General features: G+C 69.5%; 5 protein-coding genes. 3 read left to right on the plus strand and 2 right to left on the minus strand.

Annotated features, from left to right (window positions below):
* Positions 1-366 precede the first annotated feature (366 nt).
* Complete coding sequence (locus tag ABZV38_RS15605) at positions 367-1,251, minus strand: helix-turn-helix domain-containing protein (protein ID WP_356327332.1); 885 nt, start codon at positions 1,249-1,251, stop codon at positions 367-369.
* A 338-nt stretch (positions 1,252-1,589) separates the two neighbouring features.
* On the opposite strand from ABZV38_RS15605, the gene ABZV38_RS15610 reads away from it, so the two are divergent.
* Positions 1,590-2,996, plus strand: coding sequence for an NAD(P)/FAD-dependent oxidoreductase (locus ABZV38_RS15610; protein ID WP_356327333.1), 1,407 nt, complete (start codon positions 1,590-1,592; stop codon positions 2,994-2,996).
* 233 nt (positions 2,997-3,229) lie between these two features.
* Positions 3,230-4,966, plus strand: a complete 1,737-nt coding sequence (locus ABZV38_RS15615) for a SpoIIE family protein phosphatase (protein ID WP_356327334.1) — start codon at positions 3,230-3,232, stop codon at positions 4,964-4,966.
* A gap of 16 nt (positions 4,967-4,982) precedes the next feature.
* On the opposite strand, the gene ABZV38_RS15620 is transcribed toward ABZV38_RS15615, so the two are convergent.
* Positions 4,983-6,293, minus strand: a complete 1,311-nt coding sequence (locus ABZV38_RS15620) for an MFS transporter (RefSeq protein WP_356327341.1) — start codon at positions 6,291-6,293, stop codon at positions 4,983-4,985.
* Between the two features lie 133 nt (positions 6,294-6,426).
* Between ABZV38_RS15620 and ABZV38_RS15625 the strand changes: the two genes are divergently transcribed.
* A complete protein-coding gene (locus tag ABZV38_RS15625; RefSeq protein ID WP_356327335.1) occupies positions 6,427-6,984 on the plus strand; it encodes a MarR family transcriptional regulator in 558 nt (185 codons plus the stop codon).
* The last annotated feature ends 481 nt before the right edge of the window (positions 6,985-7,465 follow it).

Genomic DNA, 7,465 nt, shown 5'->3' on the forward strand with positions numbered 1-7,465 from the left:
CCCCCGTATGCGCCTTCGGACCCGAACACCGGGCAAGAGTGTCACATGGCGCAATGACGGCGGCCGCTCAGTCCCGGCAACCACTCATCCGGGGCGTTTTCCCGAAAGCGAGCACTGACAGCCACTCGAACAGGGAAGGAGCAATGCGTCTCCGAGGCGGGCGAGTTGTCGAGCGTGACCCGTACACACGGGCCGCGCCGACTCCTCACACCACCCTCACCGGACCGAGACGGCACCCTCACTGACTCGAAGACCCCACCCGCCCAGAAGCCCGCCGGGAGCACGCGCGGATCGTGCCGGAGCACGCACAGAGCCCGCCGGAGCACGCAGAGAACAGGCCTCGGTCGAGCAGTCCGAACATCCCGCTCACGCAGGGCGTGAACGCAGGCCCTCCAGCAGGATGTCCAGCAGCCGGGCCGAAGCGGCGGCCTGCTGTGCCGCATCCGGCAGCGAGGGTGCCGCCGTGGCGATGACGAGCAGTACGTCCGCCACCGTCACATCACGGCGCAGTTCACCCGCCGCCCGCGCCCGGTCGACCAGCCGGCCCACGACCTCCAGCAGCTCGGACGCACCCGTGTCGTCGTCCGCGAGCCCGTCCTCGTCGGCGGAGCGCCCGCCGACGACCCGGAGGTCGGTCTGCCCCACTCCCTGCCGTTGGTGAGGCACTCGAGCCTCATCCCGGACTTCACCGGAGCCGGAGCCGGAGCCCGTAGCCGCGCCCGCGTCCCGTAGGACTCCCGACTCTCCGACGACCGTCGAGTCGTCCACATCGACGCCGACCCGCAGCACCTGCGGCGGCAGCAGCCGACCCGCGCCCGAGGCCACGGATGTGCGCAGGAAGCGCGAGAGCGCCGACCACGGCTCGTCCTCCTGCCCCAGTGCGGCCCGCGCCTGGTCGGTCAGCCGGGAGGTCTCCTCCTCGGCTATCCGGCGCACCAGCACGTCCTTGCTCGGGAACCGCCGGTACACCGTGCCGACCCCGACCCGGGCGCGGCGCGCCACGTCCTCCATCGGGGCCCCGTATCCCAGCTCCCCGAACACCTCGCGTGCTGCTCGCAGCACATGCTCAAGATTGCGCTGTGCGTCCACGCGCAGCGGCGCCGAGCGGGCGCCGCCGGTCCCGACCGCGGTTCCCACCGCACTTCCCGCTCCAGCGGGACTCGCCGAGCCGAGTGTCCCCACTGTGCCGATTCGTCCGTTTCCGTCGGACGAGACAGCAGCAGTCTGCCAATGCGATTCCTGAATGTGCATAACTTTTCCCCCGGTTATGACGTCTCCCCCCGGAGACTCCCGCCGTGTCAGTCGGGGAGTGGATCATCATCCCAACCCGACACCCCGACGACATACGAACATAGTTGAGCCCGGGTCAATTCAGAAGGGGTAGTTCCGCACGGTGCGCCCCCCGATCGGAGCAAGGACCGGTTGGTTCCTGATTCCGGCCCACTCCGCCACCCCCGCTGCAACGTCTGACCTGCGCGCCTTCCGTGCACCCGCAGGGATCGACCGCACCGGCCCGCGGAGAACCTCCCGTCACACAATTTGTCGGGGCTGTGGACAAACACCGGAGCGCGTTGCGTCATGGGGAGGTGATGGCTTCAGATTCCCGGGGGACACTCCCGGGCCCGCCGCCGGGTGTGCGCATTCTCGTCATCGGTGGCGGCTATGTCGGGATGTACACAGCGCTGCGTCTCCAGCGGAAGCTGAAGCAGAGACTCAAGTCCGGCGAGGCCGAGATCGTCATTGTCACGCCCGAGCCCTATATGACGTATCAGCCGTTCCTGCCCGAAGCCGCCGCCGGCTCGATCTCGCCGCGTCATGTCGTCGTGCCGCTCCGCCGCGTCCTGGCGCACTGCACCATCGTCATCGGCGAGGCGCGGCACATCGACCACGCCAAGCGCACCGCGACCGTCACCACCCTCGCCAGTGGTGAGGACGGCACGGGCGCCGTCGAGATCCCGTACGACGAGATCGTCATCGCGCCCGGCTCCGTCTCGCGCACCCTCCCGGTCCCCGGCCTCGCCGACCACGGCATCGGCTTCAAGACGATCGAGGAGGCCATCGGCCTGCGCAACCACGTCATCGAGCAGATGGACATCGCTTCCGCCACCCGCGACCCGGCCATCCGCGATGCCGCTCTGACCTTTGTCTTCGTCGGCGGCGGCTATGCGGGCGTCGAGGCGCTCGCCGAGCTCGAGGACATGGCCCGCTACACCGCCCGCTACTACCACAACATCAAGGCCGAGGACCTGAAGTGGATCCTCGTCGAGGCTTCGGACCGGATCCTTCCCGAGGTCGGCGACGCGATGGGCAAGTACGCCATCCGGGAGCTGCGCGGCCGCAACATCGACGTGCGTCTCGACACCCGGCTGGACTCCTGCGAGGACCGGGTCGCCGTCCTCAGCGACGGTTCCCGCTTCCCGACCCGCACGCTCGTGTGGACGGCGGGCGTCAAGCCCGCCCCGATCCTTGCCGCCACCGACCTGCCGCTCGACGAACGCGGCAGGCTCACGTGCACGGCGAAGCTCACCGTCGAGGGCACCGAACACGCCTGGGCCGCCGGGGACGCCGCGGCCGTTCCCGATCTGACCGCAGAAGAAACGGGCAAGGAAACCGCTCCCAACGCACAGCACGCGGTGCGTCAGGCCAAGGTCCTTGCCGAGAACATCCTCGCGGCGCTCAGCGGTGAACCGCTCAAGGAGTACCGGCACAGCTACGCGGGCTCCGTCGCCTCGCTCGGTCTCCACAAGGGCGTCGCCCATGTCTACGGGCGCAAGCTGAGGGGCTATCCGGCCTGGCTGATGCACCGTACGTACCATCTCAGCCGGGTACCGACGTTCAACCGGAAGGCCCGCGTCCTTGCCGAATGGACCCTCGCCGGACTCTTCAAACGCGAGATCGTCTCCCTCGGTTCACTGGAACACCCGCGTGCCGAATTCGAACTCGCCGCAGGGGGAAGGCGTACCGTCGGGGACCGCCCGCCGAAGAAGGACGGTTGACTGTCAGTACGGTCCGTCACACTGGACGTGTGACCATAGGTGGGTCCACACCTGCACAGAGTGACCCGGCCGGCAGTGACCAACAGTGACCAGTACGACGAGGCCCGGCTGCGCCTCCCCGGGGGTCCGGCCCCCGGTGCCCCCGATCCCGGCGAGAGAGAACCGGAAGCAGAACCGGCAGAGGAAGCAGCCCGCCCGAGCGGACCAGACCGACACACGAGGCCAGAAATTCCGTGAACTTCACGCGTTGGAGCGCCCGCCTACCAGGAACGCAGCGCCGCGCCGCCGCCCGGGACGACCGCAGTTCCGTGCCCGCGGCCCGCGCCGAGTACGCCAGACCCGAGCCCGGGTCCGGGCCGGCGGACGGCGACACCCCCAGGGCATCCGCAGAGATCTCTCAGGAGACCGCCGGCCAGCCTTCCGGCCCCGCCCTGCTGGAGGATCTCTCCGCCCGCGAGATCCTCGGCCGGCTGCCCGCCCTGGTGGCTCTCGTGTACGGCCCCGACCACCGCATCGCGTACGTCAACGACGCCTACGCAGCAGCTTTCGGCCCCAGGCCCACGGGCGCCACCGCCGCCGAGGCGATGCCCGAGCTCGCCGAGCTGAGCCTGCTGCCCCTCATGGACCAGGTCCTGCGCAGCGGCACGCCCCGTACGGTCAAGTCCCGCAAGGTCCGCAGCGGCAACTCGTACACCGTGACCTGCACCCCCGTCGCCCCTGCCGCCGGTCTCCCCGCGAACGGCAGGAGCAAGGACAGGAACGGCAGGAACAAGGGGAGCGAGGGCGGTGTCCTCCTGTACGCCGCCGATGTCACCGACCACGCCGAAGCGGCCGAGCGCCTGCGCACCAGCGAGCGCCGCCACCGCGAAACGGCCGTGACCCTCCAGCGCTCCCTGCTCCCGCAGGAGCTGGAGCAGCCCGACGACCTGCGGATCGCCGCCACGTACCAGCCGGGTGGCACGGACGCGGCGGTCGGCGGCGACTGGTACGACGTCATCACTCTCGGCGCGGGCCGCACCGCTCTCGTCATCGGAGACGTGATGGGCCGCGGGGTGCGTGCCGCCGCGGTGATGGGCCAGCTCCGTACGGCCGTGCGCGCCTACGCCCGCCTCGACCTCCCGCCGCACGAGGTGCTCCAACTGCTCGACGGTCTCGCCGCGGAGATCGACGCCAGCCAGATCGCCACCTGCGCCTACGCGGTCCACGATCCGAACGAGGGCCGGCTCGTCTATGCCTCCGCCGGTCACCTTCCGATCCTCGTGCGCGACGAGGACGGTGCGGTCCACCGCGCCGAGGACCCGACCGGACCGCCGCTCGGCACCGGTGGCTGGATCCACACCTCGGGCACGATCGCGTTGCCCCCGGGCTCCACCGCCGTCCTCTACACGGACGGTCTCGTCGAACGCCGCAGTGAGGACATCGACGAGGGGGTCGCCGCCCTGGAGCGTGCCCTCTCCGGTGCCAAGGGGTCCCCGCAGGTGGTCTGCGACCGTCTCATCCGCTCCCTCGGAGTCACCGCCGAACACGACGACGACGTGGCCGTGCTGGTGGTCCAGCACCCCGCCCGCACGGGGACGAACGCGGAGCTGTTCCACAATGCCTCGCTCGATCTGCTCGGCGGCATCGAAGCGGCCCCGCGCGCCCGCGCCTTCGCGACCGGCGTCCTCACGTCGTGGCGCTTCCCGGTCGAGCTGTGCGATCTGGGTGTCCTGGCCGCCAGCGAACTGGTGGCGAACTCCCTCCAGCACGGCACCCCGCCGATGCGCCTGGGCCTGCGCCGCACCGACCGCCGCCTGATCATCGAGGTGACCGACGGCGACGATCACCTGCCCCGCCGCCGCCGCGCCGAACCGGCGGACGAGTCGGGCCGCGGCATCTCCATCGTCGCGACGATCGCCTCGTCCTGGGGCAGCCGCCGCACACCGGGCGGCGGCAAAGCGGTCTGGTGCGAGTTCGCGCTGCCTCAGTGAGCGGCAGCGGGGGACGTCACCGCGCGACAGCGGGCTCGGACACCAACTCGGCCAGCGCCCCGGCATCCGGTCGTGACACGGCCACCACCCGCGACGGCGACGCCGCGAGCGAAGGCTGATCCTGCACGGGGGTGAGCCGGCGGCCCAGCCGCAGCGCGAGCACGGTGATGCCCAGCGAGAACAGCACGAACGTCACGATGTACGGCCCGTGCAGCGACGCCCCCATCGGCCCGCCCACAGCCGGACCTACTGCCAGCGCAAGCTGCTTGACCAGGGCGAACGCCGAGTTGTACTGACCGACCATCGACTCCGGTGCCAGATCGGCGACCAGCGGCGCCACCGTCGGCGACAGCATCGACTCACCGAGCCCGAACAGCGCATACGTCGAGATCATCGCGGCCGTCGCCATGGTCTGGCTGCCGTGCCCGAGTCCCGCGTACCCCGCCACGATCCAGGCGAACGCCCAGATCAGGCCGACCGAGGCGATGACCCGGCTGCGCTTGCGCCGCTCGACCAGCCGCAGCACGACGAACTGCGCCACGACGATGACCGCGGTGTTGGCAGCAAGGGCGATACCCAGCGTCGCGGGCTCGATCCCGGCAGCCTCGGTCCCGTACGCAGCGAGACCGGACTCGAACTGCCCGTAGCAGGCGAAGAACAGCACAAAGCCCAGCACGCACAGCTGCACCATGGCCCGGTGCGACAGCAGCGCCCGCAGCCCGCTCTTCGCCGTGGACCCGTCGGTGGGCCGGGCGTCCGCGATCGCAGCGGTACGAGGCGTCCGCACCGTCGCCGCGACGACGCCGAGCACGATGAACATCGCCGCCTCGATCAGGAACAGCAGCGTGAAGGTCTCCGGCCGGCTCGTGTCGACGATCTGCCCGCCGACCAGCCCACCGATGCCGAGCCCCAGGTTCTGCAGGAAGAACTGCATGGCGAAGGCGCGCGTACGGGTGGCAGTGCTGGAGCACCAGACGAGCATCGTGGCGAGCGCCGGCGACATGACGGCCGTGCCCGCGCCGAGCACGGCGGCCGACAGCACGGTGGTCGTCACATGCGACGAAAGCCCGAGGGCCGCCGCCCCCACGGACGCCACCACGGCGGCGACGATCAGCACCGGCATCGGACCGCGCCGGTCGATGGCCCGCCCGGTGAACGGCAGGACGGCCAGCGCGGCCATGGCGAAGACTGCCAGCACGACTCCCGCCGTACCGGCGCCCAGATCCCGCACCTGCGCCACATAGACGTACAGATACGGAACGGTGAACCCCACACCGAACGCGCTCAGCGCGCTCCCCAGCTGGATCCGCCGCAGCGCTGCTCCCATTTCCCTGGTCACACTCACCTACCTCAAGCTCATGAAGGACTCACGCCCAAAGACTTCAACAGTAAAGTTAGAACCTCAACAGTACAGAACGAAGGACTTCGACGCCAATGAAAGGCGTGCCATACTGCCCGCCATGTCTGACACCACCGAGCCCTCCGGGCTCGAGGAGCCGAGCCTCGACGAGCAGATCGCGGCTTATCAGCGCGAGTTCCGCGACCTGGACCCCCAGGTCGAGCAGGTCGTCTCAGCCCTCGGCCGACTGAACCGCCGGATGAACGTCGGCTACGGACGCCAGTTGGCCGAACTCGGCATCAGCAACGCCGAGTGGGAGGTCCTCAAGACCCTCGTCGTGGCGGGCTCCCCCTACCGGCTGGGCCCGGGCGAGCTGGCCAAGCGCCTCGGCCTCACCCCGGCCGCGATGACTCACCGCATCGACCGCATGGCGGGCGAGGGTCTGGTCACCCGGGACCGGGACGAGAGCAACCGGGTGCGCGTCATCGTCGAGCTGACCGATGAAGGCCGCACGAAGTGGCTTGAGGCGATGCGCATGGCGTCCGCCTTCGAGGAGGACCTGCTCCAGGACCTCTCGGGCGACGAGCGCGGAGCCCTCGGCGAGATGCTGATCCGCCTCCTGCGCCGGGTGGAACACGCCCAGCCGGACGCCGGCGGCCGCCTCGCCGACCTGGACTGACGCACGTCGGGCGCACGGGGAAAACGGCTTGACCTGGCGGGGTTGACACACCCCCCCGCCGATGCGTAAAGTTCTTCGAGTTGTCACGGAGCCGGAACGGTTCTGCGACAGCCGATCCCGCCGCGAATGCGGCAACCAAAACTCTGCACGATCTCCCACTCGGGACGATTTCGGCATGCCGGAATTCATTTCGAAGGCTCGATTATGAGCCGCCGGGAAAATCCGCTAGAGTTTGGACGTCGGAACGGCCCAACAGCCGGGAAGGCAAGCCCCACTGACTGGGAATCAGGCCCGAAAGGATCTGATAGAGTCGGACTCGCCGGAAAGGGAAACGCGAAAGCGAAGAACTGGAAAGCACAGTAAAAATTCTCCTGCTCTGCGGGGGGCCGCTTCGACCGGGAATCGGACACGAAAGAGTCTGATAGAGTCGGAAACGCAAGACCGAAGGGAAAGCCCGGAGGAAAGCCCGAGAGGGTGAGTA

It is taken from the genome of Streptomyces sp. NPDC005181, assembly GCF_040608395.1.
Taxonomy (GTDB): domain Bacteria; phylum Actinomycetota; class Actinomycetes; order Streptomycetales; family Streptomycetaceae; genus Streptomyces.

What these genes read in the sequence shown, in the direction of transcription:
- ABZV38_RS15620 (WP_356327341.1), bottom strand. Translation starts at nt 6,293, where the DNA reads ATGGGAGCAGCGCTGCGGCGGATCCAGCTGGGGAGCGCGCTGAGCGCG.
- ABZV38_RS15610 (WP_356327333.1), top strand. Translation starts at nt 1,590, where the DNA reads ATGGCTTCAGATTCCCGGGGGACACTCCCGGGCCCGCCGCCGGGTGTG.
- ABZV38_RS15605 (WP_356327332.1), bottom strand. Translation starts at nt 1,251, where the DNA reads ATGCACATTCAGGAATCGCATTGGCAGACTGCTGCTGTCTCGTCCGAC.
- ABZV38_RS15625 (WP_356327335.1), top strand. Translation starts at nt 6,427, where the DNA reads ATGTCTGACACCACCGAGCCCTCCGGGCTCGAGGAGCCGAGCCTCGAC.